Raw genomic sequence first — 25375 nt, 5'->3', positions numbered from 1 at the left:
GGATTTTTACGTACAAGTTATGCACCCGTATATAAACGAAGTCCCTCATTCTATCTTTCAAGCTATAAAGCTTGCAGGAAGTGGCACAGTATTCAAAAATGAACCTGCTGCCGAGGTTTCAAAGGGCCAGTCCCTCCACCTCTCTTGATACAATGAGTAAACGAATAAACTTTATTAATTTTTGTGTTTCTTTGATAATTCAAAATCTTACACCTTGGATGATGAAGTGTCAACTGAATGAAATATAGTTTAAATTTTCAGTTTTCTTTAATGAAAAACCACTGCATATGGCAGTGGTTTTTCTATTAGAAGTTAAAGTTATCTGGATCTGGACCAACGCGACGATCTTCATTTAAAGCTTGAATTGCTTTCATATCATCAGCACTTAATTCAAAGTCGAAGATGTTTACATTTTCAATAATACGATGTTCTTTAATTGATTTAGGAATTGTTACAACTTCGTTTTGTAAATCCCAGCGTAAAATAATTTGCGCAGTTGATTTATTATATTTTGTCGCAATTTCTTGCAACGTTGGATTATCTAGTAGTTGTCCTTGCATTAACGGTGACCAAGCTTCAAGCTGGATATTATGTTCTTTACAGAAAGCGTGCAACTCTTCTTGTGCTAGACGTGGGTGGTATTCCACTTGATTGACCATTGGCTTAATTTCAGCAATTTCAAATACGTCTTGTAAGTGGTGAATATGGAAATTACTCACGCCAATTGCACGAACACGGCCGTCTTTATAAAGTTTTTCTAACGCTTTCCATGATTCAGTATATTTCCCTTTTACAGGCCAATGTACTAAATATAAATCTAAATACTCTAGTCCTAATTTTTCTAATGTAGTTTCAAATGCTTGAAGTGTTGTTTCATACCCTTGATCGCTATTCCATACTTTTGATGTAATAAATAATTCTTCACGTGAAACACCTGATTCACGGATTGCTTGGCCAACGCCTTCTTCATTTTGATAAATTGCTGCAGTATCTATACTGCGGTAGCCATTTTTAATTGCTGCTTTCACAGACTCAATTACTTCTGAACCATCTTCTACTTTAAAAACACCTAAGCCGAACCAAGGCATTTTTACACCGTTATGTAATGTTGTATAGTCTTTTAAACTTGTTAAACTCATATTATTTCCCCCTAGCTTTTTTGTTTGTCGCTTCTACTGCTTTTTGAATTGCCTCTGAAAAATTATATTCATATAAAGCTTTGAGACCTTCAGCTGTGGAACCACCTGGCGTTGTTACTTGTTCACGGAGGTTAGCTGGATCTTGTGTTTGTTCAAGCATAGAAGCAGAGCCAGAAATCATTTGAATGACAAGGTGTTTTGCGGTTGCTTCATCGACTCCATAACTTTTTGTTGCTTCAATTAAACTTTCAGCAAAGTAATAAAGGAAGGCTGGTGCACTTCCAGTAACTGCAGTAAGTTGATGAACTTCTTCCTCGGTACAAAGTTGCGAAGTACCAATGCCCCCTAAAAGCAATTGCAGGGTTTCTTGATCAGTCTCGTTTACGAATTGTCCCATCGTGTATAAGGAGATAGACTTACCAATTTCAGCAGCTGTATTTGGCATAATCCAAGCAACAGGCGTTCCTTTAGGAAGTCTTTCTTCTAAATAAGATGGGCCGATGCCGGCAGCTACCGTTACGACAAGTTGATTCGATAGTAACGGAGATAACTCTGCTAATAATTCTTCATGTGCAGAAGGCGGCATTGCTAAAACAATCGTATCAACAGATGTAACATGTTGCTTCCAATCTGTTGTAGTAGACACATTATATCGCGCTCGTAATTGATCTAGCTTTTCTACGTTACTTCGGTTAGAAACGATAATCTCTTCGATGTATTCTTTGCTTGTTTTAAGTAATCCGGAAAATATAGCTTCTGCCATACGACCAGCACCAATAAATAGAATTCGATGTTTAGTTAGCATATCCTCTATTCCTTTCTAGTGGAGATATGTTATAAAAAACGATAACATTTTTAAGAGAATTTTGTAAAAAGAAAAGACTTCCCGTAGGTGGAATGGATAATGAAAAGTAGGAAATTCATGGTAAATGTAAAGGCTGTTACTTATACTGGTGATAGGGAATTTATTATACATCTGGGGAGAGATGATCATGATTAGAAGTCCGCTATTTTTAGTTGTTTCTAGTATCATTTGCGTATTGGTTGGATTTTATATTCAATCGAGTTATATTGAAATTTTTGCATCGGTTATGGGGATTATTAATGTTTGGTTATTAGCGAGGGAAAAGGTCTCTAATTTTTTATTTGGCATGATTACCGTTGCGGTATTTCTGTATATTTTCATTACACAAGGATTATATGCAATGGCAGTATTGGCAGGTTTTCAATTTATATTTAATGTATATGGTTGGTATCATTGGATTGCACGTAGTGGGGAGGAAGAGGTAAAAGCAACAGTTCGTTTAGATTTGCAAGGTTGGATTTTTTATATAATCTTTATTTTAGTTGCATGGATTGGTTGGGGGTATTATCAAGTCCATTACTTAGAATCAACAAGTCCATATTTAGACGCTTTAAATGCTGTACTAGGATTAGTAGCTCAATTTATGCTAAGTCGAAAAATCCTAGAAAACTGGCATTTATGGATTTTATATAATGTAGTTAGTATTTCAATTTATATCTCCACTGGGTTATATGTTATGCTAATATTAGCTGTTATTAATCTCTTTATATGTGTAGCGGGTTTGCTAGAGTGGAAGAATAATTATAAGGGCCAAAAACATAAAAATAATTATATCTAGAAAATAATTAGAATTAAAAAACCCCTGAAGCATATGTGCCTCAGGGGTTTACTAATAGATTATAAGTTTATGCTTTTGTCATACCAAGTAATACAGCGCCGCCGATAATTAAAACACTACCTAGTGCAATAAAGATCAATTGACGTTTCGTTTTCTTTTCGCCTAAGAAGACAATCGCACCAAATGTTGAGATAACGATTCCAGTTTGAGATAATGGGAAGCTTGTTGCTACTCCGACACGTGGTAATGAAAGAAGTAAGAATAAGTTTCCGGTTCCCCATAGTAAACCAGATAAAGCGTTACGGATTGCATATTTGTTAAATGGTTTATGTTTAGATGTCAGTACAACCGCACCAACAAACATACCAACTGCTTGTGGTAAAATAGCAGACCAACCATCGATGTTATACCAACGAATAATAATTACATATACAAGATAGCCAAAAGTAGAAACAATTAAAGTAAGAAGTCCTTTTTTCAATTGTCCTGGTGGCTGAGCATTTTCTTTATCATCTAATGATGTGAATACAACACCAACTACGATTAATAGGATTGCAATCGTTCCCAGAATGATCGTTGTAGTAGTAGTCCACTCACGGAAAGCGATAACCCCAAAGATAGAAGTTGCAACAAGTTGCATACCAGTAGAAATTGTTACAGTAGTTGAAACGCCTAGTTTTTCAACTGTTTTTAATTGGTTTACTTGTCCTAAAGCCCAGAATAAACCTGAAATAAAACCAACAATCAAGATTGTCATTGTTAAAGCTGGTTGAGTAAATACATACATAATTGTTGCGAAGAATAGAGCACCGATTGTCATACCTACCGTTTGGCTATATGCACCACCGCCCATTTTTACGCTTACTAATAAGATGTTTCCCCATGCAATTGCAGGAAGAAGCGCTAATAAAATGTCCATTACAAGACTCCCTTCGTTTTGCTATACCAATATAATTACATATCGTTCTAACGATCGGTAATGCCCCACTAATAGAGTAGAAGATTACCGATCGCTAAAACAGGATGAAGAATTCACGATATAAATGCGTTTTCATTTCTTCATTTTTTCAAACACCTCCATATAATAACAGGAAATTGCCTATTTTAGAAAGTAAATTCAAATAGAATGTATATTTAAATAAAATTTAAAATTCAGTTATTTCCCGGTGGTATATTTTTATTTCCTAAGAAATAAAAAAGCAGCTTCAAAAAGAGCTGCCTTAAGAGTTAGTAATTCTTTTATTAATAAGCTGAATACATAGCAAAAATAGGAGGGACATACTAATAGTGATAACTACTAGTGTCCAGGCGAGCTGCATATTACTTGCATCAATCGCCATGTAAATGGCAGTTGGGATAGTTTGTGTTTTACCAGGAATGTTTCCGGCAAACATGAGCGTAGCACCAAACTCACCAAGCGCACGAACAAAGCTCAAAATCATTCCACTTAGTAAGGCAGGAAATGCAAGCGGAAGTGTGACGTGTAGAAAAACTTGATATTCACTTGCACCAAGGTCACGAGCACTTTCTTCAATTTGTACATTCGCGATAGAAAATCCTGTTTTTGCTGATTGGTACATAAGCGGAAATGCAACAACTGTAGAAGCAATGATAGCAGCAGTAGATGTAAACATAATAGATTGCTGAAATATTGATTCTATCCACATTCCAATGGGACTGTTATTTCCAAAAATGATAATGAGAAAAAAGCCGATTACAGTTGGCGGAAGTACCATTGGTAGTAAGAAAATAGTTTCTAATATTACTTTATATCTCCATGAGGAGCGTGCTAGCGCTCGTCCGATTATCGTTCCTAAAATGGTAACAATAATGGTGGCACATGCAGCTACTCGTAAAGATAGAAAGATTGGTGATAAAATAGTATCAAAGCTCATGGCAATTATGATAGGACTGTAAATCCGTATTTTTTAAAGATAGATTGTGCATCTTTTGACTGCAAATACTCATAAAATGAAGTCGCCTCTTTCTTGTGTTTAGATTCTTTTATAACACCTAAAGGATAGTGAATTGGCTCATGAGAAGTATCTGCTGCTGTCTCACCAATTTTTACTTTGTTTGAAATAAGAGCATCTGTTTTGTATACAATACCAGCATCAACATTACCTGTTTCTACATATGTTAACACTTGGCGAACATCTTTTGTAAATACGACTTTATTTTGAATGTCATTCCAAAGATTTTCATGTGTGAGAGAAGCTTTTGCGTATTTTCCCGCAGGTACAGATTCAGGTGTACCAAGTGCGATTTTTTTTATTTTTTCATCTTTTAAATCTTGAATTTCTGTAAGAGAACTATCTTTTGGGACGACTAGAACGAGTTCGTTTCCAAGGAGATTTTTCCCCTCTTTTTCATTAATGAATCCTTTTTTAACGAGAGTTTGGAATTTATCTTCGGCTGCTGAGAAGAATAAATCAGCAGGTGCACCTTGTTCGATTTGTTGTTGAAGTGCACCAGAAGCGCCGAAGTTAAAAGAAAGTTTAATATTAGGTTCTTTTTCTTTATATTTTGTTTCAATTTCTTTTAGCGCATCTTGTAAGCTTGCAGCTGCTGATATAGTAAGTTCAACTGTTTTTCCTTCTTTAGCGGTTGATTTCTCTTTCTTCTCTCCGCTTGTACATGCAACACTAAATATAAGAAGAAAAGAAAGGATAAGTGCCCCGATGGAGTGTAATGTAAACTTATTCATAAAAAATCCCCTTTCGTTTTTACATAATTAATTATAACTAAATATAAATAAATATAACTAGTTATAATTGAATATAATTTGAACGATGTAGTTATTTTTAAAATATAGGAGAAATATTCTTTTCTTTGTTACAATGAAGAAAGAAAGTGAGGAATCGTCTATGGATCATCATTCCTACACAACGGAAGAAGTAGCGAAGCGATTAAAAGTATCAAAATTAACTGTATACGATTTAATTAAAAAAGGAGAACTGCCTTCTTATAGAATTGGTAGACAGATGCGCATTGATGCAGCAGATTTAGAACAATATATTAAGCAAATGAAAACAGGTAACGTACAAGTTACTTCTGTAAAGAATGACAGTAATAGTATCTCGAATACATGTATTATTAGCGGACAAGAACTAACGTTAGACATGTTGGCAAAACGTATAGAAAATCGCCTGCCAAGTTCAAATATATTAAGGGCATATCAAGGTAGTTTAACGAGCCTAGTAAAAATGTATCAAGGAGAAGGAAGTATCGTTAGCTTGCATTTGTTTGATGGCGAAACGGGTACATATAATGTTCCTTACGTAAAACGTATTTTAGTAGGACAACCATGTACGATGATTAATTTATTAGCAAGGAACGTTGGGTTTTATGTGCAAAAGGGGAATCCTAAAAATATAAAAACATGGGCTGATTTATCTCAATCATCTATACGATTTATAAATCGAGAAAAGGGTTCTGGTATTAGGGTGTTAGTCGATGAACAATTGCGCATTCAAAATTTAAATAAAGAACGTATTAGTGGATATGAATGGGAAGAATCGAATCATCTTGGTGTTGCTACGCAAGTCGCGAATGGGAAAGCTGATGTGGGAGTAGGATCAGAAAAGTTTTCGCAAATTGTAAATGTAGACTTTATTCCAATCATGAAAGAGCAGTATGATTTAGTGATTTTGAAGAATAAAGAAAATGAAGAGTTGATCGAAGTTGTAAAAGACATTCTGCAATCGGAAGAATTTCATAATGAACTAAAAGCGATTGGCGGATATGATATGACGAAAACAGGTCAAATTATATATGAAATAAAGTGAAACTTTAATCAGTGGGGGGCTTCATCCCCCACTGATTATCAGCCCTCCCAATCGGACTTTAATGGGCAGCCCGACCCCACCTAACTTCTTTGCTTTCGCTGAAGGGGATCTTACTGCCCATTAAAGCGGGATAAACTAAAAAGCTGCTTGTCTATAAGACGAGCAGCTTTTTCTATATATAAAGGGGTTTGGGGAAACAAAGTGTTAAACAAGACCTTGAGCAAGTGTGTAAATGAAAGCTGTAAGAAGAGTCGCTCCACTTGCAAGTCCGAAGAAATCTGATTTGTTAAATGTAATGTTGTTCATTATAATCTCTCCTTATTTGTTTAATGTAGTTGCAACGGCTTTTGCATCGACAAGTGCGGATAGCACCATGCCCATTGTATTTAAAAATTTGTTTGATTTCATTTTGTTCATCATGCGTATCCGCTCCTTTTCGAATTGTTGTTGCCCTGCTTTATATCTTAATTATAGGAAATATGATCGCCTGCAACTATCGAATTAGCTTACGGAAGACTTACACTTTTGTAAGAAAAAAAGACATTCGTGTAAGAATGTCTTTTAAAGCATATTAATGTGGTGGTGCTCTTCGATTGTTTTTAAAAAGCTACGCATTGAATTTGTCATATAGCTATCCTTGCGGCGTATGAAAACCGTTGAAATACTGCCGTATTTTTCAGGGATTGCATGACAATGTACTTTCCCTGCTTTAGAAAGGTGGTGGACAGCAGACTGTGGTACGAGCGTAATTCCAAGGCCGAGTGCAACACTGTTTAATATAGTCTCTAATATATTAAATTCCATAATTCTTTTTGGTAGCAAACCTTCGTCTTTCAGCCATCGTTCTAGTTTGGAACGGTATCCACAACCTTGGTTAAAAACGAGTAGAGGCGTTGTTGTAAATTCTTCTATATGAAAAGCTTTATTTTGTGTTACAAGCATTAATTTCTCTGTACTAACATCATATTGTTCAATAAGGGGATGTTTTATTGGCCCTGATATAAAAGCGCCATCTAGTTGATGATCGAGTACTTCTCTAATTAATTCTTCTGTTAGACCTGCTTGTAATGATAAATCGACGTTCGGATAGCTTTTATAGTAAGAAGATAAAATGGTAGGTAATGTACTTACTGTTTCGACAGTACCGATTTTTAATATGCCAGAGGGTGTTTCGCTATCTAAAAATACTTGTTTTAGCTCCTCAACATCTTGCAAAATTTTATTAACATAAACGAGCATTTTTCTTCCTTCAGCTGTTAAAGTCATGCCTCGTTTATGACGATAAAAGAGCGGTGTTTTCAGCTCGTTCTCCAGTTGTTTAATACGCGTTGTTACATTTGATTGTACGTAATTTAATTCCTTTGCTGCACTACTTACACTACCTTGTTCGGCAACGCTCTGGAAGATTTGTAAATCTCTTAATTCCATAATACGATCCTCCTTGATGTTAACTATCATTATAAATGATAGTTAACATCATTTTGAATCATTTTACGTGATATATTTTTTCTTTTACAATTCTCTTTGTGCAAATAGAAAGAAGTGGGGGATTGCGGTGAGAAAAGGTCAAATGATAATAGGCGCTTTAGCGTGTTTAATTGCAAGTATGTCATGGGGAGCAATGTTTCCAGTTGCTGATCATGCGTTAGAATACATAGATCCATTTTACTTTTCGCTTATTCGCTATGGAGCGGTGGCGATAATGCTGATTGTATTGTTGTTAATGAAAGAAGGAAAACAGGCATTTCGTTTAGAAGGAAGAGGAAAGCTGCTCGTCTTTTTCGGAACGATGGCGTTTACTGTATATAATGTACTTGTATTTTTAGGTCAAATGTTAATGGGAAAATCAGGTGTGATGGTAGCTTCCATTATGGAAGCACTTATGCCGATGATTTCTATTTGTATTTTATGGGGATATAAGCATGTAAAACCGAAAAAATATATGATAACGAGCATGATTATCGCTTTTGTAGGGGCTGTATTTGTTATTACAAAGGGCGACATGAGTTTCTTTTTAACATTGAAAGATAACATGTTTTCACTAGCATGTATATTTGTTGGAGTTGTAGGTTGGGTTATTTATACGATGGGTGGTCAAACGTGTAGCGATTGGTCGACATTACGTTACTCTACGTTAACGTGTGTATTCGGTACGACCGTTACAGGAATTATAACGGTACTTATTACGTCGCTTGGATATGTTTCAGTTCCGAGTATGGGAACGATTTCTGTCGTGAAATATGATTTGTTATTTATGATGACATTACCGGGAATTGTAGCATTACTTGCTTGGAATTACGGTGTGAAGATTTTATCATCGATTAATGGGATTTTGTTTATTAACTTTGTGCCTATTACGACTTTAATGATTATGATGATGCAAGGATATCAAATAACGATGTTTGATATTATAGGAACTTTACTTGTTATCGCAGCGCTTATTCGCAATAACGTTTGTCAGAGAAAAGAAGAAAATATAAATAAGAAGATGTTACAAGAAGAGCAATTACGCCAAGCTGTTTAATAGCCAATTGGAGGATTTCATATGTTAGAAAGTTTATTGTTTTTCTTTGCCGTTGGAGTTGCTTGTGAGCTTGCAGCAATTAATCGGAATGGTCGTAAAAAGATAAAACAACAAGCTGAAATGATACAGCTTTTAAAAGAGTTGAAAGAAAGAAACATGTAAAAAGACGACCGGGCATAGACGGTCGTCTTTTTCTATATAAAGGGGAAAGGGGACACAAAGTTATACAAGCGTAGCAGCGTAAATAAAAGTAGTAAGAAGAAGAGAGCCGCTAGCTAATCCTAAAAAATCTAATTTGTTAAAAGTGATATTGTTCATCATGCATTCTCCTTACTTGTTTAATGTAGAAGCAACAGCTTTTGCATCGATAAGAGCGGAAAATACCATGCCCATTGTATTTAAAAGATTGTTCGTTTTCAGCTTGTTCATCATATTGATCCGCTCCTTTTCGAATAATTGTTGCCCTGTTTCTGACTTAATTGTATGAAATATCGCAAGAAGTAACTATCGAATTAGCTTACAAGAAAATTACACTTTTGTAAGAATTGAAAATTAACAATTAATACTCATTTTTATTACCAACTCCTATAACTTAGTGTTATAATTAAGGTAAGAAAATGACTATACTTCGGATGTTCAGAAAGGAACGAAACCAATGTATAAACCAATTACATTTTTGTTGAAATATATATTTAAAACAGCTGGGAAAGTAGAAGTGCAAGGAAGAGAAAAGCTACCAGAAGGTGGTCCGTATGTTGTTGCTTGTACACATACAAGTTTTATGGATGTATTAATGTTAGCTACAGGGATGTACCCAACAGAGATTCATTACATGGCCAAAAAAGAATTATTTGAAGGGAAATTCAAAAATTGGTTCTTTAAAAATGTAAATGCATTCCCTGTAGATCGTGCAAATCCAGGACCGAGTACACTTAAAATTCCATCACGCTTATTAAAAGAAGGAAAAGTGGTAGGGATTTTCCCGAGTGGAACGAGATCGACAGAAGACGTTTCGTTAAAAGCTGGTGCTGTGACAATTGCGATGCGTTCTAACGTTCCATTAATACCGGCAGCTTATATTGGTCCATCAAGTGTAAAAGAATTAATAAAAGGGAAAAAGGCACAATTGATTTTTGGAGACCCAATTCAAATTGATGCTGAAGAACAAATAGATCGAAAAACAGCTATGAAAATGATGACAGATCAATTAAATGAGAAGTTTGAGGAGCTAAAGGTAGCTTTGCAATCAAATCAAAAGTAAGAAAAGACGACCGGGCATAGACGGTCGTCTTTTCTATTACTATTTATAAATAAAGGGGAAAGGGGACACAAAGTTATACAAGCGTAGCGGCGTAAATAAAAGCAGTAAGAAGAATCGAGCCACTAGCTAGTCCTAAGAAATCTAATTTGTTGAAAGTGATGTTATTCATCATACATTCTCCTTACTTGTTTAATGTAGAAGCAACAGCTTTAGCATCGATTAGAGCGGAAAATACCATGCCCATTGTATTTAAAAAATTGTTTGATTTCATTTTGTTCATCATATAAATCCGCTCCTTTTCGAATAATTGTTGCCCTGTTTCTGACTTAATTGTATGAAAAAAAGAAGGGGGTAACTATCGAATTAGCTTACAGGAAAATTACACTTTTGTAAGAAAAACGAATGAAGGTGTAATGATGAGAAGGTTTGACATATGTTCATGGGATTTATTAATTTAAAAGTAGAGGTGAGTGTATGGCTAATATTAAAGATATTGCAAAGATGGCGGGAGTTTCAGTTACGACTGTTTCAAGAGTATTAAATGATCATCCGTATGTAAGTGAAGAAAAAAGGAAAGCGGTTATAGAGATAGTTGAGAAGTTGAATTACTCACAAAACGCAAATGCCGTTCATTTATCAAAAGGGAAAACGAATATTGTTGGTGTAATTTTACCGTATATTAATCATCCATGTTTTGATGCGATGGTGGGCGGGATGATGGAGGTGGCGTTAGCTCATAATTACAGAGTGCTACTTTGCCAAACAAATTATAATAAAAAAGAAGAAATGAAAAGTTTACATATGTTAAAAACAAAACAATTGGATGGTCTTATTATTTGTTCTCGTGCGAATGAATGGGAAACGATAGAGCCGTATGCTTCCTATGGAACAATTGTTGCTTGTGAAGATAATGATATTTCAAATATCTCAAGTGTATATACGAATCATTCAGCAGCTTTTCAATTAGGAATGGATTATTTGATTGAGAAAGGTTATAAAAAAATTGGTTATTGCACGGGAAGAAAGTTAGGACCGAGTAGTCAAAAACGTTTTGATGTGTATAAACAGCAATTGCAATCTATAGATGAAGAAGTGAATGAAGAGTGGATTTTTACAGAATGTTTTACGTTAGAAGATGGTGTGAAAGTGGCTCATAAATTAAAGGAAATGCAGCATCTTCCTGAAGCATTAATAGTAGCAGGAGATGAGGTTGCAATTGGGGTTATGACGGAAGCTGAAAAATTAGGTATTCAAGTTCCTGAGGATTTAGCGATTATTAGCTTTGATAATCAACCTATCTCGCAAGTGTTACAACTTACAACTATTGATCAAAATTTAAAGGAAATAGGTAAAAAAGCCTTTGAAATGTTTTATCGGCAAACAAATGATGAAAGTTCTAAACAAGAAAAGGTAGAAATTCCATATGAACTTGTGGAGCGATCTACAGTGTAGTTTTAATCCGTTATGTGTATAAGTGCATAACGGATTATTTTTTGAAATACCTTTGACAGGAAACGCGTTTCATACTTTATAAAGGGGTTAAACCGGTTTGTAACAATCCATGGATTCTTTTCAAGAATAGTATTTTGGAGGGATGATATGCATGAATGAGCTTTTATTGAGCGTAAAAAAGTATATAGAAGGTGATGAACAGGTTGTCGCTTTTGTAGTAGGGATATTTGAGAAGGATGATTTTACGCTATCGTACCAACATGGGATTTTTGCGGCTACTACTAGACGTCTCCTCTTTTACGGGAAGTTTCCATACTATCCTTCAACATGTAAAGAGTACTCATATTTGCATATAGATAGCATAGTTTTTCGCCCGTATTTCGAATTTATTTGTAATCATGAAACCATCCGAGCTAAGTATATTCAGAAGGGGAATGTGGAGCGATTTGTCCGTATAGTTAGAGCAAATATGAATAATTAATCACCCCTCTGTTTAAACATAATATCCTGGTCTTTATGAGGAAAAATGCTGAATAAAAACAACTTCTAAACCTCTAGGAGATAGTGATACAATGTCAAATGGGGGGAGGGTATGAACTATGGTTAATCAACGTATAAAGGAAATAACACTAATTACAATTGGTTCATTATTATTCGCAATTGGTATTAATTACTTTGCAATTCCAAACCGTCTATCAGAGGGTGGAATTATTGGTTTAACGGTTGTTACGTACTATTTATTTGATTGGTCGCCTGGGATTGTGAACTTTGCTATAAATGCAATTTTACTAGCTGTTGGTTATAAATTTTTTGATAAGAAAACGATGGTTTATACAATTTTAGGGATTGTAGAAACATCCTTGTTTTTATATGTTACAGAACATATTGAGTATCATGTAAATAGTGATACGTTATTAGCGGCACTATTTGCTGGTGTATTTGTCGGTATCGGATTAGGCTGTATGTTCAAAGCTGGAGGTACATCAGGGGGATCGGCAATTTTAGCCCGGTTAGCAAATCAATATTTAGGTTGGAGCGTCGGTAAAGGTGTACTTATTATTGATATCGTTGTAATTGCTGGTTCCGTATTTATAATAGGGCAGGAAAAAGCGATGTACACACTTGTTGCGGTATTTATCGGAGCGAAAGTGATTGATTTCATTGTAGAAGGAATGGATACAAAAACGGCTGTTACAATTATTTCAAATCAACCAGAGTTAATACGTGAGGCTATTACAAAAAACATGACACGCGGCGTTACTGTATTAGAAGGGCGCGGCGGATATACTGGTAAAAATAAAGAAGTTTTATATGTTGTTATTAATAAACAAGAGCTTGTTAAGTTAAAGCAAGTTATTAGTCGAGTGGATGAAGATGCTTTCGTTGTTATCCATGATGTACGTGATGTACTTGGTGGAGGCTTTAAAGCGAGTTAAAAGGTGAACGAGTAAATTCGTTCACCTTTTTTTAATTCTTACAAAAGTGTAAGTGTAATGTAATGAGATTCAATAGTAGATTGTATTCCTTCTTTTTAAAATGGATGTATATATATCCTGCAGAGGAGGAATGTTTATTATGAAGAAAAAAATGATCACTACTATAATAGCGATGATAGTCATAGTAATAATGTTACTACCTACGAAACTTGGACCGGTTATCGATAAATATAATCCGTTTTATAAGACGAAAGAATACTATACGGTTGTGAATACAATTGGTCAGCATATTGGTGATGAGTGGTATGAATATGAATTTATTGCATTTGACGAACGTGGAAGAGAACAAAAAATAAAGAAGACTGTTAAGCATATGTTAAAGAGAGATGAAACATTAAAGGTGTATGCAAAAGGACGTTACGGCGAGGCAATTGAAGAAATTGAAGCGATAAATATTCCTATTAATGCAAAGAGTAAACTTTTAGCGATGAGATAGCAAATTATACCCCCACCTATTTTTTGTCGAAAACAAAAATACTAGGTAGGGGTATTTTGGTGTGTGCAAAAAAAGCCTTATTCCATATGGACTAAGGCTTTTTTTAATATATAAAGGGGAAGGGGGTACATTGTAGTAGCATGAGTGAAAGGTATAAGAAGAGTAGCTACTAGCAATGTAATTTGGTTATGTGAGTGTTCTTCTTATTTGGCTTACTTGCTAACTTTATTGTACGAGATGTAGGTGAGAGAAACTATCGAATTACATTACACATAGCTTACAAACATGTAAGTCTTCTGTAATGTAATTCGATGGTTAAAAGATAGTGAATTTTATATAGTGTAATTAGAAAGTCTCACTGTATTACTTTCTGTTTGTAATATGAATGAAGAATGAAAAACCAACTACTTTTTAATAGCCTCATCTGTATGGAGATGAGGCCCTTTTTATCCCGCTTTAATGGGCAGTAAGACCCCCACCTCAAAATTCAGCGAAAGCAAAGAAGTTAGGTGGGGGATCAACTGCCCATAAAAGTCCGATTGGTTCAACTAATAATCAGTGGGGGATGAAGAACCCCCCACTGATTAAAGTTTCACTTTATAAACCTTACAACATTGTAAGGTTTACGTAAGTTAATTCGATAGTAATTTTGTCATATTTTTTGCATAATAGATACAAATAGATAAAAATAATTAGGGATATAGTAAGAAGGGAGAAGAATGGGATGCGTAAAGAAGAAGTAGTGAAGTTTCCAATTAAAGATTTCTGTAGCTACTTTACTGTTGCCGTAGTATGTATTGGGTTATTTGATATCATAACAAACTTAATTGTTAAATAATATAGATGACAAAACAAGAAGGGAGATCCTTTCTTGTTTTTTTTATGGGGGAATAAAGGTGAAGTGGATTGATAGTCATATACATGTTGACCAATATAAGGATGAAGAGAAAAGTAAATTACTTAAAGATGTGGAGCATAGTAAAGAGATAAAGGGGCTTATTGCAGTATCTATGAATTATCAATCATGTAAAGAAACTTTATCTTTAGCAAAACTATATCCTTTTGTACATCCAGCAATAGGTTTTCATCCGGAGCAACCGATTCATAAAGAAGAATGTGAGCAAATTTATAAATTAATTGAAGAGCATGTAGATGATATAGTTGCGATTGGTGAAGTTGGCTTACCGTATTATTTAAGAAAAGAAGATGAGCGCATTGCTATCAATTCGTATATATCAGTGTTACAACGGTTTGTTGAACTAGCTAGTAAATATGATTTACCAATTATATTGCATGCAGTGTATGAAGATGCTGATATTGTATGTGATTTATTGGAGAAATATAAAGTTTCACGTGCACATTTTCATTGGTTTAAAGGAAGTGAAACAACAATGAAACGTATGATGAGGAACGGTTATTATATTTCTATTACACCAGATGTTTTATATAAGGAGAAGATTAGAAAAATTGTTTCGTATTATCCTCTTGAATATATGATGGTAGAAACGGATGGACCGTGGGAATTTCAAGACGATGTTATGACGCATCTGAGAATGATTCGAGAGGTATTAAAGGAAATTAGTGTTATAAAAAACATGTCTGTTGATAAGGTTATGAAAACGATATATGAAAATACGATTCAATTTTACCCCGCATTAACGGGCAGTAAGACTTCCACCTCAAAATTTGACTAATGCGGAGGAATTAGGTGGGAGATCAACTGCCCGTAAAGCCCGATTGGTTCAACTAATAACCAGTGGGGGATGGACAAAACCCCACTAATTAAAGTTTCACTTTATTTGAAAGGATAGGAGCGTTACTCTTATCCTTTTTATTATGGATATTTTTTCTAATATTTTCTATAATTTATGATATGTTTAATTTGATGAAGGAAGTAGGGAAGAAAATGGGGAGAGCATATAAAAAAATAGCTATTACAATGATGATCGGTACACTTTCACTTGCAGCGTTTGGATGTGAAGCAGAAAAAAAGACTATCAATTCAAACGTAACACAAGAAAATAAAGAAGAACAAATTGATCCAGTAGTTGAAAAACAGATGAAAGAAAATGAGAAAAATGGCAATACGGTTGGAAACAGTTCTAATAAAGGGAAGATGGCAGAGAGTAATGGATGGGTTTACTATGCAGTAAATGGTAATAAAAATACAGGAGGCATTTATCGTACGAAAGATCAATTTCAGACTTCGGAACGTGTAGTGGAAGGTGTAAATGCTTCTTACATAAATATAAAAAACAAGGTTTTATATTTTATTCATACGGATGAAGATAAGAATGCGGGATTATCTTCTTTAATGAAGTATGATATATCTAACAAAAAGCTAGACACGTTAAAAGCGGATACAAATTATGTTTATATAAAAGATCAAACTTTATTTTATCCGAAAAAATATTCTGAGCATGGTGGTTTTGATATTGTAGGGATTGTAAAAATGGATTTGAAAACGGGACAGGAAGAAGAAGCGGCATTTAAAAATTCTGGTTGGTCTCAAACGATAGATGATAGTATTCTACATTGGAATAAAAATCGTGGAACACAAGTTACAAAAGATAATAAAACTTGGTCAAAAGAAAATTATGCAACAATATCTAGTGCTACATATGATAATGAAAAATTATATGCTGTTGTCGACTTTTCGTTACCTTTTGAAACAAATGAAGCTGAGCATGGCATATATGAAATAGATGTTCAACAAAATAATGAAAAGTTATTGGTAAAGGATGCCTTGCAGATGAATGTGAAAGGGGACACTTTTTATTATATAAAAAAGGATGGAGTATATAAGAAGAGAATGAATGGAGGAAAGGAAAAAGTAATTTATAATAAAGCGGTTGAACCAACTAAATCTTATTTATATTTTGTAGCAGGAGATATGTACCTCTATACGGATAATGGCACTATCATGAATCTAGATACAAAGAAATCAAATGAAGTAAAAGATAAGAAGCTAGCAGACGACGTTATGTTACAGAAAGTATGGAATGCACAGAAGGAACTTACTAATGTTCAAATGGCTGCACTAACAGGAAATCCAAAACGAGTAGGGGATTTTTCATACGGGGAATTAGTGAACCCTATTTATAATACGAAGGATAATTTAGAGACTACGCTATCTACGTATTTCTCAAAATCATTTATAGCAGAGTATATGAAGAGTAAGTATGTGAAAGAGTTAAATGGAAAAATGCACTATGCTATTGGAGATCCAGGGTCAAAAGCAGCAACTAAATTTACAAAAATTATTTCTGCCGAGTTAAAGGATGGAAAAATAAAAGCGCAGGTAGAAACGTATAATGACTATGATAATGTAACGGAAAAAGCGGAAGTTGAATTTATTTATGAACATAATCAATGGGTTATTAATAATATGCCGCGTTTTGGTTTAAGTTAAAAAAACCACCAAGAATTTTGCTTGGTGGTTTTGTATTAGGATTCTAATTTTTTTGCACGTCTTAATAACAATAGAAAGACAATGATGAAGAAACCAAGTATAAGGAAGAATCCATATTGTTTTACATAATCCATTACGTCGCTTGCGCTTGTTGGTTTTTCAACGTGAATGCCATCTTTATTAGTAGTAATATGAATATCCTTCATTTTCACTTCATTTGTTTCTTTTTGTAAATCAATCCATTCTATATTTGGAATACTTTCTAGATCCTTTAGTACTTCTTTTAATGGTTTCACACCTAAGTAAGGATGATAGAATGCACCGATAATGCCGTCAGATAGTTTTGCAACAGATACAGCACGTTCTTTCATTTTAGCGATAGCATGTGGCTTATCTTCTTCAATAAATCCAACTGTTTCAGGCATTAGTTTCATGCCATGTAAAAAGGATGGGGTACTTGTATAAAATGGTGAGTGCATGGATTTCCAAGTTGTATCACTTAGCTGTAGTTGTCCTACATAAGTTGAAAAGTACCTTGATAATATTTCATATCCTTTTTGAGACATCGTGTAATGAGGTGCTTCAAATGCGACAGGATATAATTTGGCATCTACAAGTTCTTGAATGCCTTTTTCAATATGATCAGTTGTATATTTTTCTTCAAATTCTTCCCCTTTTTTTACGTATGCATTATAGGCATCTATAGTAGGGAAATCATCTTTTGTTTTTGGTTTTTCATGCTTTGGTTGACGAATTGGTTGGTCTGTTTTTACGTCCCAAAATTCAAAACCTTCACCAGTTTCACTATCATAAAATTGGTGGGTATAACCATGCATAATAATTGCTGCACCATCATCTTGCATAGAGCGTAAAAGATCGACTAGTTCGGGTTTATCTTTTAAATGTAGTGTTTTACCTGTTTCCGGATCCGTATATACAGGTATAACAGTGATCATGTATGGCATCTTTTTCTCTTTTAATAATTCAGCAATTTCTTTTAATTGATTTATATCTGCGGCTGGATGAACGTCTTCAAGACGTAAATAAGCTTCTACTTTATTTGTCGTTGGTTTTTGTCCAAAGTAAGAAAATAGCATTTCACCGACGTAATGAGAGATCCAGTCAAAGAGATTTGGTGTTGCAACGTAGTAAGATGTTTCATGTTGAACGATTAGTGGGTTCTTGTTATTTGAGCTTAAAGCGTTAGCAAGAACAGTTCCGTTTGTATCAAAAGATTGAATCAAACGTTCTTCTTCTAGAGTGTTTTTTAATTTATTACTTGGATATTCGATTTTATTAGTTCGTATATCATTATCCTTTAGGGTAATGAATGAAAAACGATTAGATAATTGTTCAACATTTTGCCCTAAAACTAATACTGGGCCTGAGAAATTTTCTATAAGTTGTTTTACTTCAGTAGGAAACTCTTCTTTTTGTTCACCGATATAGACAATATGTGTATAAGAAGATGAATTAGTAATTTCATGAGCTTTGTTTAAACTTTTCGTAGTTATATCGTTTGTAAAATGTCCTAATTGAGTGTTAAGAATTTGAATATTATTTGTAATTTTATCTTCTTTTGTACTATATAAAACAAGTACTTTTGGTTTTGATGATGTTTGTGCAGAGATGTGGATAGGGATAAGAAGTAAAATACTGAACAAGAGTATTATGCACTTTTTCATTTGGTCTGCTCCTATTCTATATGTAGAGTTCAATTTACAATTATATACAAGAAATACGTTGTAGTCTATGAAAGTTACATTTTTGCACGTATTTACCAGCTGTTTTTTCACAAAATCGGTCTAAAGCATGATGATAATATGTATAGTTATTTGCTATGATAAAAGAGTAAGAGAATGATAGGATGTGGGTAATTGTAAAGGGAAGAAGGCTGAAAGGGGACAAATTTCAGCGGAGAAAGAGGTAGAGGTAGTGAAGAAATTCTTTGTAGGATTTTTAGTTGTTCTTGGGGTGTACTTATATTTCCAAGGAAAGTCTGAAGGAATGGGCAAATTAGTAAATGAGACAAGCTATGTTGACTCAGAAGAAGCAAAACAGATGAAACAAATTATTATAGAGGAAGCAAAGAAAGTCAATCTTCCAGAATGGATACCTCTTACAATTGCCGAACATGAAAGCCGTTTAAATCCAAGAAGTGTTGGAGATAACGGAACTTCATTCGGATTGTTTCAATTGCATCGCGGTGGTGGACTTGCGCCGGATCATTTAACGGATGATGAGCTAAAAGATCCACGTACAAACGCGAAAATTGCAATGCCGCATTTAATGAAAGGATATAAGCGCGGGGTGCAAAAAGGTTTGACGGATTTTGCATTACTAAAATATATAGCAAATACATCTGGGTGGCCAGGGAATTTAGGGACAGAGTGGACGGATAATAATATGAAGTATAACATCGGATTAGAAGATGTGTACTATCGAAATAAAGGTGTAATTAAAGAGTAGGTTTTTGATACCTACTCTATTTTTTGTGGATAATCGCGTCGTTTTGTTTTGTGAAATATGCTGCTAGTTGTATTTTCACGTCTTCTAGTTTGGTGGAAACTTGCGGTATTTTATACCCTACATACAATGGTGAAACGACAAACCTAGGAACAACTTTACAAATGATTTTTCCGTTTAAGTAATAGAAGAATAAGTTATAACTACTACATCCTTTATGGAAATCTGTCAGTATGTAACGTACAGTTTGCTGAATATAAGTTGCTAGTTCATCTATGCATCCAATATCTTCAATAATGATATTAAATTCAGTAAAACCGATAATAGGACGATCTGAGATATTGAGTTCAATGTGTTCGTTCTTTTGTACAATTACTCCTTGGAAGTTGTCGTGTTCTACGTTATCGAGGTAGTTTACATATTTCATTCCAATAATCTGCATGTGTGCATGATGCAAACTTCCACCTGAGAATGGACCATGATTTTTGTATAAAATTACAGATGTGAATTCTTCATTCTTCTGTAAATCTAACCAATGTTTAATGGAGAAACGGATTAACGATCGCATATGTTCTTCTGTATATGTCGCAATATGATCTTCACAATTATCTGCTTCGATTAACACCGTTTGAAATGTATCTTTTAATGTAGGAAATTTGTTTTTTAGCCAAATAATTGAGCCTTCAGTTGCTAAAATATCGGTTAAATTTTCTCTGTCACAAAAAGGACATGCAGCGCTTCTATTCCGGATGCTTTCTGGTTTTTGTTTGCCGATATCGTTTAAAAAGTATAGTTGTTGTGTATCCATTTGTATATATGCCCCTTTAAAATATGTGTAAAAATCCCGCTTAATATATTCGGGAAAAGGAGAAGAAAATCCTTTAAAGGGAATATAAAAAATAAAAGACAAGATATCCTCATTAAGATAGGGTACCTTGTCTTTTATTTTTTCTTTAATAATGTGTATGGATAATATAAATCGTTTTTATTATGCTTCTTTTTTCTATTTTTTATTGTGTATAAGGCAATTGCTGTACTTGCGATGACAATAATGGCTTTCTTCATATTCGTTTACCCCTTTTTTATTGTTGGTTTAATTCTTGGCTAACTGCTTTTGCATCAACTAGAGCGTGTAAAATCATTTTTACCATGTTCATCATATTCTTTCACTCCTTTTTATAGTTCATTTAGTTCTTTTACAACTGCTTGTCCGTTCACTAATACCTCAAAGATTGCTTTTACGATTTCTTTCATCATGATTGTTTCCTCCTTTTGTTGTCTCTCTTGTTTACATCTTTATTGTATAGGGAGGCATCTTTTCGTACTATCGCTTTCCATTACGTGAACATAACAGTTTTGTAAGATTTGATGTCACTTATTGAAATGTTTAGTCTATCTTCATTATTTTCAGAAAAATGACTATTCAAACATGAAATGGGAAAGTATAATAAAGAAGTAAGTATTAAATTCCGTACGAAAGAGGTGAATGAGATGAAACGTTCTTTAGCTGCACGTGCCAAATTTTTAGATTTTATCTATTTTTGTCGTGCGATTTTTCATGATGTAGTTGTTAACGGGATACGTCTGTCCTTTTTTAACAATTGCATAGTAGCTATAGAACGATAGAAATCTCTTCACCCATTTTTAATAAACGTGTGAAAAGGGAGCTATTTAGCTTCCTTTTTCTATGCCGAAAACCATGGGGAATGTTTCTTTCCCATGGTTTTTTATATTGAAAGGAGTACGGAAAATGACAATTTGTAGTGTAAATAATGTAACGAAATCTTTTGGTGGAAACATCATATTTGAAAATATATCGCTTGAAATAAAGAATGGTGAACGTGTTGGATTAGTTGGTCGTAACGGTAGCGGGAAGACAACAATCTTTCAGCTTTTAACTGGAATGGAAAGTTTGGATGCAGGGGCCATTCATATGAAGAAAGGTACACGTATTGGTCATGTGGCACAAATTCCGAAATTTGATGAGAGTATGACTGTATATGAAGTATTGAGTTCCGCTTTTAAAATAGAAAAGGAATTAGAAAGAGAAATGCGTACTTTAGAAAAAGATATGGCGGAAGAACAGGAATCTTCTGTTTTACAAAAATTAATGGAAAGATACGGAATCATCCAAGAAAAGTTTGCGTTTCTTGGTGGTTATGAAATCGAAGCGAACATTATGAAGGTAGCAAATGGTTTACAGGTGACAGAACTATTCCCACGATCATTTGTGGAGATAAGTGGTGGGGAACAAACAAAAGTAAGCCTTGCATACATGTTGTTGCAGAAACCAGATTTACTTTTATTAGATGAACCAACCAATCATTTAGATTTATTTGCAGTCGAATGGTTAGAGCAATTTTTAAAAGAATACAACGGAACAGTTATGGTTATTTCACATGATCGCTATTTCCTTGATGAAGTTGTAACGAAGATCTTTGATTTAGAAGATGGAGAGATTAACGTGTATCATACAAACTATTCTCGGTTTGTTGAAGAGAAGGAAGAAAGGTTGCTTCAGGAGTTTCAGGCTTATCAAGAACAGCAAAAGAAAATAAAGAAAATGAAAGAAGCAATTAAGCGACTACGTGAATGGGCAAATCAGGCGAATCCTCCGAATGAAGGATTGCATAAGAGAGCGAGAAGTATGGAACGTGCACTGGAACGTATGGAAAAACTAAAGAAACCTATTTTAGAACGAAAACAAATGGGACTTCAGTTTGAAGGGCAAGAGAGAAGTGGAAAAGATGTTGTTGTAATGAAAGAAGTGAGTAAAGGGTTTGCGGAACATCTTTTATTTAACGAAGCAAACTTACATGTTCGTTTTCAAGAGCGTGCAGCTATTGTTGGTCGTAATGGTACAGGAAAGACAACGCTATTAAAGTTATTATTAGAAGAAATAGAACCAGACGCTGGAGAAATTCGAATTGGAAGTAGTGTGAAAATCGGTTATTTATCCCAGCATGCGTACGGAAATATGAAGAGTAACGTATTGGAGGCTTTCAGGGAATGTGTAGCTGTAACAGAGGGAGAAGCGAGACATATATTAGCTAAGTTTTTATTTTATGGTCCAGCGGTGTTTAAGAAAGTAACGCAACTGAGCGGTGGAGAAAAAATGAGGTTAAGACTTGCACAACTTATGTATCAAGATATCAATTTTTTAATTTTAGATGAGCCGACAAATCATCTCGACATTGAATCAAGAGAAGTTTTAGAGGAAGCTCTTGAACAATATAATGGAACGATTTTAGCTGTTTCACATGATCGTTATTTTTTAAATAAGTTATTTGAAAAGACGTATTGGATTGATGAGCGTAAATTATTTGAGTTTGCAGGGAACTATGCATGGGCGCGTCAAAAGTGGGAGGAAAAGCTCGAGACGCAAGTGATAAAGCAGCAACGCCAAGGAAGAAAAAATATTGAAACAGTCCCTGTAAAAAAGAAAGAAGTTAGGAATATTGAGGAGATTGAAACCGAGTTAATGCATGTTGAAGAAGATATATATACGCTTGAGTGTAAGATGGAACAAGTAGTTGATGTTGAAATGCTTGAACAATTGTATGAAGAAAAAACGAAGAAAGAGTTGTTACGAGCGGAGTTATATAATGCTTTAGAGAATATCATGGAGTAAAGAGATTAGAATGAAAGAGCAAGTTGTTTTCTCATGTTTTGAGGGGGGCTTGCTTTTTTTTTGTGTAAGGAAAGAGAAGTAATTGGTATAATTTTCTTGTTATTATAATGAAGAGATGCACTTTAGGTTATTAAAATGTGAGGAGAATTTTATGTTAGGATACGCGCGAATTGTTACAATCGTCATGATTTGTTTTGTTTATGCAAACCATGTTTCACGTGAAACAGCACATTTGCAATTTTTTGTGGGTACAGCACTTTTTATTTATATTGTGAATCATATTTTGCTAGTAAAAGTGAATGGAGGTAAAAAACTTGTTTTTTATACACTATTAGCAAATGGGATAGTCACAGCTTTATTAGGTTTTTTATTTCCCGAGACATGTTTATATTTAATTATATTTGGAATTGATGCAGTAGGGCTATTTATTCATGAATTTCGTAGAAGTATGATGTACTTTTTTATTACTTTTTTCTTTCTTTGTTGGTTTATAAATATATTACATGCGTATCAACATACAGGTAGTTTAGAATTGGAGAGTAATGCCATTAATTTTATGTTCATCGTTTTTAGTGCTTTAGCTGGAAGTTTAATAAAAAAACTTACAGCTGCTCGGAAAATGGTAGATGAGCAATATGAGGAATTGACATTGTCTCATACAGCTCTAAAAGAAGCGCATGAACAATTACGTCTATATGCCAAAGAGGTAGAAGAATTGACAGCCGTTCGAGAGCGAAATGATATTGCCCGAGAAATTCATGATACTGTCGGTCATAATATGACAGCTTTACTTGTCCAATTACAACTGGCAGAGGCTTTGTGGAAACAAAAGTCGGACGCTACGGAAGAGGTTTTACATACATGTCATGGGCTAGCCAGGAAATCACTTCAAGAGGTGAGAGCGTCTGTACATGCCTTAAAAGAAGAAGGTAAACTAGGGAACATAATAGAGAATATGCGTGAAATGTTACATGGATATTCTAAAGCGACGAAAGTACAAGTATCGTTTCAATTACAAGGAGATCCGGTTGTGATTCCGCTGTCACTACAGCCTACACTGCTCCGGGTTATGCAAGAGTCTTTAACAAATGCAAAGCGGCACGGCAAGGCGACTTTATGTGAAGTGAGTTTAACTTGTTCGGCGAAAAAAGTTAAACTATGTATTTTGGATAATGGCGTGGGAGTTAACGAGGTAAGCCCAGGTTTTGGTTTACTTAATATGAGAGAACGAGTAGAGGAACATGGTGGAACTATTCAATTTGAGAGTGAGATAGAAAAAGGCTTTCGGTTACAGATTGAATTTCCACTTCAGGAGAAAACGTGGTTAATAGGGGGAACTGTATGATTCGGATTATGATTGTTGATGATCAATCACTCATTCGTGATGGTTTAGCGATGTTATTAAATTTACGTCAGGAACTTGAAGTAGTGGGAACTGCTACAGATGGAGACGAAGTGATACAAAAGGTGAAAGAGTTACATCCTGAAATTATTTTGATGGATATTCGGATGCCACGTATGAATGGTGTTGAAGGAACACGTTTAGTTAGAGAACAGTTCCCTCATATAAAGGTACTTATGTTGACGACTTTTAGTGATAGTGAGCTTATCTTTGAAGCATTGGAGCAAGGAGCAAGTGGTTATTTATTGAAGGACATGGAGACAGATGCAATCGCTCAAGCAATTTTAACGGTGCATAGTGGAGGGGCTGTGCTTCCTCAGGATATAACAGCGCAAATCATAAAAGAATTAAAAAAGACAAAAGTAGCAGTAGAGTGCACCACACCAGAACAATTAGCGCAATTAACTGAGCGAGAAGTAGATGTTTTAAGGGAAATTGGACTTGGGTTAAATAATAAAGAGATTGCGGAAAAGTTATTTATTACAGAGGGAACTGTTAAGAATCATGTTTCTAATTTAATTAGTAAGTTAGAACTGAGAGATCGAACGCAAGCAGCCATATACGCAGTAAGGTATGGCATCACGATGTACACATGACTTTTGGCATATATAAGTGTGAAAAAGCAGCAGAATTTGCTGCTTTTTTATTTTGTATTTCTATCTCAAGGATGATGGAGAGAAGAAGGAATTTTTCTACAATGAAAGTGTAGATGAATGCAAAGGGGC

Annotated in this window: 28 protein-coding genes and 1 riboswitch; of the genes, 16 read left to right on the top strand and 12 right to left on the bottom strand. The window is 34.5% G+C overall.

Going from position 1 to position 25375, the window contains the following annotated elements; translation table 11 throughout:
* Nucleotides 1–47: 47 nt before the first annotated feature.
* A riboswitch (SAM riboswitch) is annotated at nucleotides 48–154 on the bottom strand.
* Between the two features lie 151 nt (nucleotides 155–305).
* Both MR070_RS21990 and proC read right to left on the bottom strand, forming a co-directional pair.
* Nucleotides 306–1139, bottom strand: a complete 834-nt coding sequence (locus tag MR070_RS21990; protein ID WP_242262008.1) for an aldo/keto reductase — start codon at nucleotides 1137–1139, stop codon at nucleotides 306–308.
* A 1-nt stretch (nucleotide 1140) separates the two neighbouring features.
* Complete coding sequence (proC, locus tag MR070_RS21985) at nucleotides 1141–1944, bottom strand: pyrroline-5-carboxylate reductase (protein WP_000956262.1); 804 nt, start codon at nucleotides 1942–1944, stop codon at nucleotides 1141–1143.
* Between the two features lie 187 nt (nucleotides 1945–2131).
* Between proC and pnuC the strand changes: the two genes are divergently transcribed.
* Entirely contained in the window at nucleotides 2132–2782 is a 651-nt protein-coding gene (gene pnuC / locus MR070_RS21980; protein WP_242262007.1) for a nicotinamide riboside transporter PnuC, read from the top strand.
* 67 nt (nucleotides 2783–2849) lie between these two features.
* On the opposite strand, the gene MR070_RS21975 is transcribed toward pnuC, so the two are convergent.
* The 3 genes from MR070_RS21975 to modA all read right to left on the bottom strand — a co-directional run bounded on the left by MR070_RS21975 (nucleotide 2850) and on the right by modA (nucleotide 5489).
* Complete coding sequence (locus MR070_RS21975; protein ID WP_000353544.1) at nucleotides 2850–3701, bottom strand: GRP family sugar transporter; 852 nt, start codon at nucleotides 3699–3701, stop codon at nucleotides 2850–2852.
* A 301-nt stretch (nucleotides 3702–4002) separates the two neighbouring features.
* Complete coding sequence (gene modB, locus MR070_RS21970; protein WP_016716275.1) at nucleotides 4003–4677, bottom strand: molybdate ABC transporter permease subunit; 675 nt, start codon at nucleotides 4675–4677, stop codon at nucleotides 4003–4005.
* 5 nt (nucleotides 4678–4682) lie between these two features.
* Nucleotides 4683–5489 (bottom strand): molybdate ABC transporter substrate-binding protein, encoded by an 807-nt coding sequence (modA, locus tag MR070_RS21965; protein WP_242262006.1) that lies wholly within the window; start codon nucleotides 5487–5489, stop codon nucleotides 4683–4685.
* A 133-nt stretch (nucleotides 5490–5622) separates the two neighbouring features.
* On the opposite strand from modA, the gene MR070_RS21960 reads away from it, so the two are divergent.
* Entirely contained in the window at nucleotides 5623–6570 is a 948-nt protein-coding gene (locus MR070_RS21960; protein WP_000712210.1) for a helix-turn-helix transcriptional regulator, read from the top strand.
* A 204-nt stretch (nucleotides 6571–6774) separates the two neighbouring features.
* Here the strand turns inward: MR070_RS21960 and MR070_RS21955 are convergent, their stop codons facing one another.
* Complete coding sequence (locus MR070_RS21955; protein ID WP_001060013.1) at nucleotides 6775–6876, bottom strand: DUF3948 family protein; 102 nt, start codon at nucleotides 6874–6876, stop codon at nucleotides 6775–6777.
* A gap of 255 nt (nucleotides 6877–7131) precedes the next feature.
* A complete protein-coding gene (locus tag MR070_RS21950; protein WP_000423069.1) occupies nucleotides 7132–7998 on the bottom strand; it encodes a LysR family transcriptional regulator in 867 nt (288 codons plus the stop codon).
* Between the two features lie 127 nt (nucleotides 7999–8125).
* Here MR070_RS21950 and MR070_RS21945 point away from each other — a divergent pair, with 127 nt between their 5' ends.
* Together MR070_RS21945 and MR070_RS21940 are read left to right on the top strand one after the other, a co-directional pair.
* Nucleotides 8126–9094: a DMT family transporter gene (locus MR070_RS21945; protein ID WP_242262005.1), complete on the top strand. Its 969-nt coding sequence runs from the start codon at nucleotides 8126–8128 to the stop codon at nucleotides 9092–9094.
* 21 nt (nucleotides 9095–9115) lie between these two features.
* Complete coding sequence (locus tag MR070_RS21940; RefSeq protein WP_000894070.1) at nucleotides 9116–9256, top strand: YrzO family protein; 141 nt, start codon at nucleotides 9116–9118, stop codon at nucleotides 9254–9256.
* Between the two features lie 60 nt (nucleotides 9257–9316).
* Here MR070_RS21940 and MR070_RS21935 read toward each other — a convergent pair whose 3' ends face one another.
* Nucleotides 9317–9412: a DUF3948 family protein gene (locus MR070_RS21935; RefSeq protein WP_070805086.1), complete on the bottom strand. Its 96-nt coding sequence runs from the start codon at nucleotides 9410–9412 to the stop codon at nucleotides 9317–9319.
* 337 nt (nucleotides 9413–9749) lie between these two features.
* Between MR070_RS21935 and MR070_RS21930 the strand changes: the two genes are divergently transcribed.
* Nucleotides 9750–10355, top strand: a complete 606-nt coding sequence (locus MR070_RS21930) for a lysophospholipid acyltransferase family protein (RefSeq protein ID WP_070805087.1) — start codon at nucleotides 9750–9752, stop codon at nucleotides 10353–10355.
* Between the two features lie 73 nt (nucleotides 10356–10428).
* Here MR070_RS21930 and MR070_RS21925 read toward each other — a convergent pair whose 3' ends face one another.
* Nucleotides 10429–10524, bottom strand: coding sequence for a DUF3948 family protein (locus MR070_RS21925; RefSeq protein ID WP_001059999.1), 96 nt, complete (start codon nucleotides 10522–10524; stop codon nucleotides 10429–10431).
* 305 nt (nucleotides 10525–10829) lie between these two features.
* On the opposite strand from MR070_RS21925, the gene MR070_RS21920 reads away from it, so the two are divergent.
* The 6 genes from MR070_RS21920 (at nucleotide 10830) to MR070_RS21895 (ending at nucleotide 17151) form a co-directional block, all read left to right on the top strand.
* A complete protein-coding gene (locus MR070_RS21920) occupies nucleotides 10830–11807 on the top strand; it encodes a LacI family DNA-binding transcriptional regulator (protein ID WP_242262004.1) in 978 nt (325 codons plus the stop codon).
* Nucleotides 11808–11958: 151 nt separating this feature from the next.
* Complete coding sequence (locus MR070_RS21915; RefSeq protein ID WP_139896327.1) at nucleotides 11959–12288, top strand: PH domain-containing protein; 330 nt, start codon at nucleotides 11959–11961, stop codon at nucleotides 12286–12288.
* A gap of 118 nt (nucleotides 12289–12406) precedes the next feature.
* Nucleotides 12407–13243: a YitT family protein gene (locus tag MR070_RS21910; RefSeq protein WP_044790585.1), complete on the top strand. Its 837-nt coding sequence runs from the start codon at nucleotides 12407–12409 to the stop codon at nucleotides 13241–13243.
* A gap of 139 nt (nucleotides 13244–13382) precedes the next feature.
* The gene (locus MR070_RS21905; RefSeq protein WP_000728417.1) at nucleotides 13383–13739 is read left to right on the top strand and encodes a YxeA family protein; all 357 of its coding nucleotides are present in this window, start codon (nucleotides 13383–13385) and stop codon (nucleotides 13737–13739) included.
* Nucleotides 13740–14635: 896 nt separating this feature from the next.
* Complete coding sequence (locus MR070_RS21900; RefSeq protein WP_242262003.1) at nucleotides 14636–15433, top strand: TatD family hydrolase; 798 nt, start codon at nucleotides 14636–14638, stop codon at nucleotides 15431–15433.
* 212 nt (nucleotides 15434–15645) lie between these two features.
* Entirely contained in the window at nucleotides 15646–17151 is a 1506-nt protein-coding gene (locus tag MR070_RS21895; RefSeq protein WP_242262002.1) for a DL-endopeptidase inhibitor IseA family protein, read from the top strand.
* Nucleotides 17152–17186: 35 nt separating this feature from the next.
* On the opposite strand, the gene MR070_RS21890 is transcribed toward MR070_RS21895, so the two are convergent.
* Complete coding sequence (locus tag MR070_RS21890) at nucleotides 17187–18836, bottom strand: DUF2334 domain-containing protein (RefSeq protein WP_242262001.1); 1650 nt, start codon at nucleotides 18834–18836, stop codon at nucleotides 17187–17189.
* 250 nt (nucleotides 18837–19086) lie between these two features.
* On the opposite strand from MR070_RS21890, the gene MR070_RS21885 reads away from it, so the two are divergent.
* Complete coding sequence (locus MR070_RS21885) at nucleotides 19087–19620, top strand: transglycosylase SLT domain-containing protein (RefSeq protein WP_242262000.1); 534 nt, start codon at nucleotides 19087–19089, stop codon at nucleotides 19618–19620.
* Between the two features lie 16 nt (nucleotides 19621–19636).
* On the opposite strand, the gene MR070_RS21880 is transcribed toward MR070_RS21885, so the two are convergent.
* Both MR070_RS21880 and MR070_RS21875 read right to left on the bottom strand, forming a co-directional pair.
* On the bottom strand, nucleotides 19637–20425 hold the full coding sequence (locus tag MR070_RS21880) for a DUF4931 domain-containing protein (RefSeq protein ID WP_242261999.1): 789 nt from the start codon (nucleotides 20423–20425) through the stop codon (nucleotides 19637–19639).
* 134 nt (nucleotides 20426–20559) lie between these two features.
* Nucleotides 20560–20682 (bottom strand): hypothetical protein, encoded by a 123-nt coding sequence (locus tag MR070_RS21875; protein ID WP_000709145.1) that lies wholly within the window; start codon nucleotides 20680–20682, stop codon nucleotides 20560–20562.
* Between the two features lie 426 nt (nucleotides 20683–21108).
* On the opposite strand from MR070_RS21875, the gene MR070_RS21870 reads away from it, so the two are divergent.
* The 4 genes from MR070_RS21870 to MR070_RS21855 all read left to right on the top strand — a co-directional run bounded on the left by MR070_RS21870 (nucleotide 21109) and on the right by MR070_RS21855 (nucleotide 25246).
* Nucleotides 21109–21243: an RAxF-45 family protein gene (locus tag MR070_RS21870; protein ID WP_000830642.1), complete on the top strand. Its 135-nt coding sequence runs from the start codon at nucleotides 21109–21111 to the stop codon at nucleotides 21241–21243.
* Nucleotides 21244–21367: 124 nt separating this feature from the next.
* Nucleotides 21368–23248: a ribosomal protection-like ABC-F family protein gene (gene abc-f, locus MR070_RS21865; RefSeq protein WP_242261998.1), complete on the top strand. Its 1881-nt coding sequence runs from the start codon at nucleotides 21368–21370 to the stop codon at nucleotides 23246–23248.
* Nucleotides 23249–23399: 151 nt separating this feature from the next.
* The gene (locus MR070_RS21860; protein ID WP_097851537.1) at nucleotides 23400–24593 is read left to right on the top strand and encodes a sensor histidine kinase; all 1194 of its coding nucleotides are present in this window, start codon (nucleotides 23400–23402) and stop codon (nucleotides 24591–24593) included.
* Complete coding sequence (locus MR070_RS21855) at nucleotides 24590–25246, top strand: response regulator (protein WP_000619343.1); 657 nt, start codon at nucleotides 24590–24592, stop codon at nucleotides 25244–25246. Before MR070_RS21860 ends, MR070_RS21855 begins: the two co-directional genes overlap by 4 nt.
* Nucleotides 25247–25375 lie beyond the last annotated feature (129 nt).

This window comes from Bacillus cereus group sp. BfR-BA-01453 (assembly GCF_022662915.1).
Classification (GTDB): domain Bacteria; phylum Bacillota; class Bacilli; order Bacillales; family Bacillaceae_G; genus Bacillus_A; species Bacillus_A paranthracis.
This window is presented reverse-complemented; position numbering and strand designations above follow the sequence as displayed.

Bases quoted from the DNA above. Each gene is read 5' to 3' on its own strand.
- MR070_RS21990 (WP_242262008.1), bottom strand. From the start codon at position 1,139: ATGAGTTTAACAAGTTTAAAAGACTATACAACATTACATAACGGTGTA.
- proC (WP_000956262.1), bottom strand. From the start codon at position 1,944: ATGCTAACTAAACATCGAATTCTATTTATTGGTGCTGGTCGTATGGCA.
- pnuC (WP_242262007.1), top strand. From the start codon at position 2,132: ATGATTAGAAGTCCGCTATTTTTAGTTGTTTCTAGTATCATTTGCGTA.
- MR070_RS21975 (WP_000353544.1), bottom strand. From the start codon at position 3,701: ATGGACATTTTATTAGCGCTTCTTCCTGCAATTGCATGGGGAAACATC.
- modB (WP_016716275.1), bottom strand. From the start codon at position 4,677: ATGAGCTTTGATACTATTTTATCACCAATCTTTCTATCTTTACGAGTA.
- modA (WP_242262006.1), bottom strand. From the start codon at position 5,489: ATGAATAAGTTTACATTACACTCCATCGGGGCACTTATCCTTTCTTTT.
- MR070_RS21960 (WP_000712210.1), top strand. From the start codon at position 5,623: ATGAAGAAAGAAAGTGAGGAATCGTCTATGGATCATCATTCCTACACA.
- MR070_RS21955 (WP_001060013.1), bottom strand. From the start codon at position 6,876: ATGAACAACATTACATTTAACAAATCAGATTTCTTCGGACTTGCAAGT.
- MR070_RS21950 (WP_000423069.1), bottom strand. From the start codon at position 7,998: ATGGAATTAAGAGATTTACAAATCTTCCAGAGCGTTGCCGAACAAGGT.
- MR070_RS21940 (WP_000894070.1), top strand. From the start codon at position 9,116: ATGTTAGAAAGTTTATTGTTTTTCTTTGCCGTTGGAGTTGCTTGTGAG.
- MR070_RS21935 (WP_070805086.1), bottom strand. From the start codon at position 9,412: ATGAACAATATCACTTTTAACAAATTAGATTTTTTAGGATTAGCTAGC.
- MR070_RS21930 (WP_070805087.1), top strand. From the start codon at position 9,750: ATGTATAAACCAATTACATTTTTGTTGAAATATATATTTAAAACAGCT.
- MR070_RS21925 (WP_001059999.1), bottom strand. From the start codon at position 10,524: ATGAATAACATCACTTTCAACAAATTAGATTTCTTAGGACTAGCTAGT.
- MR070_RS21920 (WP_242262004.1), top strand. From the start codon at position 10,830: ATGGCTAATATTAAAGATATTGCAAAGATGGCGGGAGTTTCAGTTACG.
- MR070_RS21915 (WP_139896327.1), top strand. From the start codon at position 11,959: ATGAATGAGCTTTTATTGAGCGTAAAAAAGTATATAGAAGGTGATGAA.
- MR070_RS21910 (WP_044790585.1), top strand. From the start codon at position 12,407: ATGGTTAATCAACGTATAAAGGAAATAACACTAATTACAATTGGTTCA.
- MR070_RS21905 (WP_000728417.1), top strand. From the start codon at position 13,383: ATGAAGAAAAAAATGATCACTACTATAATAGCGATGATAGTCATAGTA.
- MR070_RS21895 (WP_242262002.1), top strand. From the start codon at position 15,646: ATGGGGAGAGCATATAAAAAAATAGCTATTACAATGATGATCGGTACA.
- MR070_RS21890 (WP_242262001.1), bottom strand. From the start codon at position 18,836: ATGAAAAAGTGCATAATACTCTTGTTCAGTATTTTACTTCTTATCCCT.
- MR070_RS21880 (WP_242261999.1), bottom strand. From the start codon at position 20,425: ATGGATACACAACAACTATACTTTTTAAACGATATCGGCAAACAAAAA.
- MR070_RS21875 (WP_000709145.1), bottom strand. From the start codon at position 20,682: ATGAAGAAAGCCATTATTGTCATCGCAAGTACAGCAATTGCCTTATAC.
- MR070_RS21870 (WP_000830642.1), top strand. From the start codon at position 21,109: ATGAAACGTTCTTTAGCTGCACGTGCCAAATTTTTAGATTTTATCTAT.
- abc-f (WP_242261998.1), top strand. From the start codon at position 21,368: ATGACAATTTGTAGTGTAAATAATGTAACGAAATCTTTTGGTGGAAAC.
- MR070_RS21860 (WP_097851537.1), top strand. From the start codon at position 23,400: ATGTTAGGATACGCGCGAATTGTTACAATCGTCATGATTTGTTTTGTT.
- MR070_RS21855 (WP_000619343.1), top strand. From the start codon at position 24,590: ATGATTCGGATTATGATTGTTGATGATCAATCACTCATTCGTGATGGT.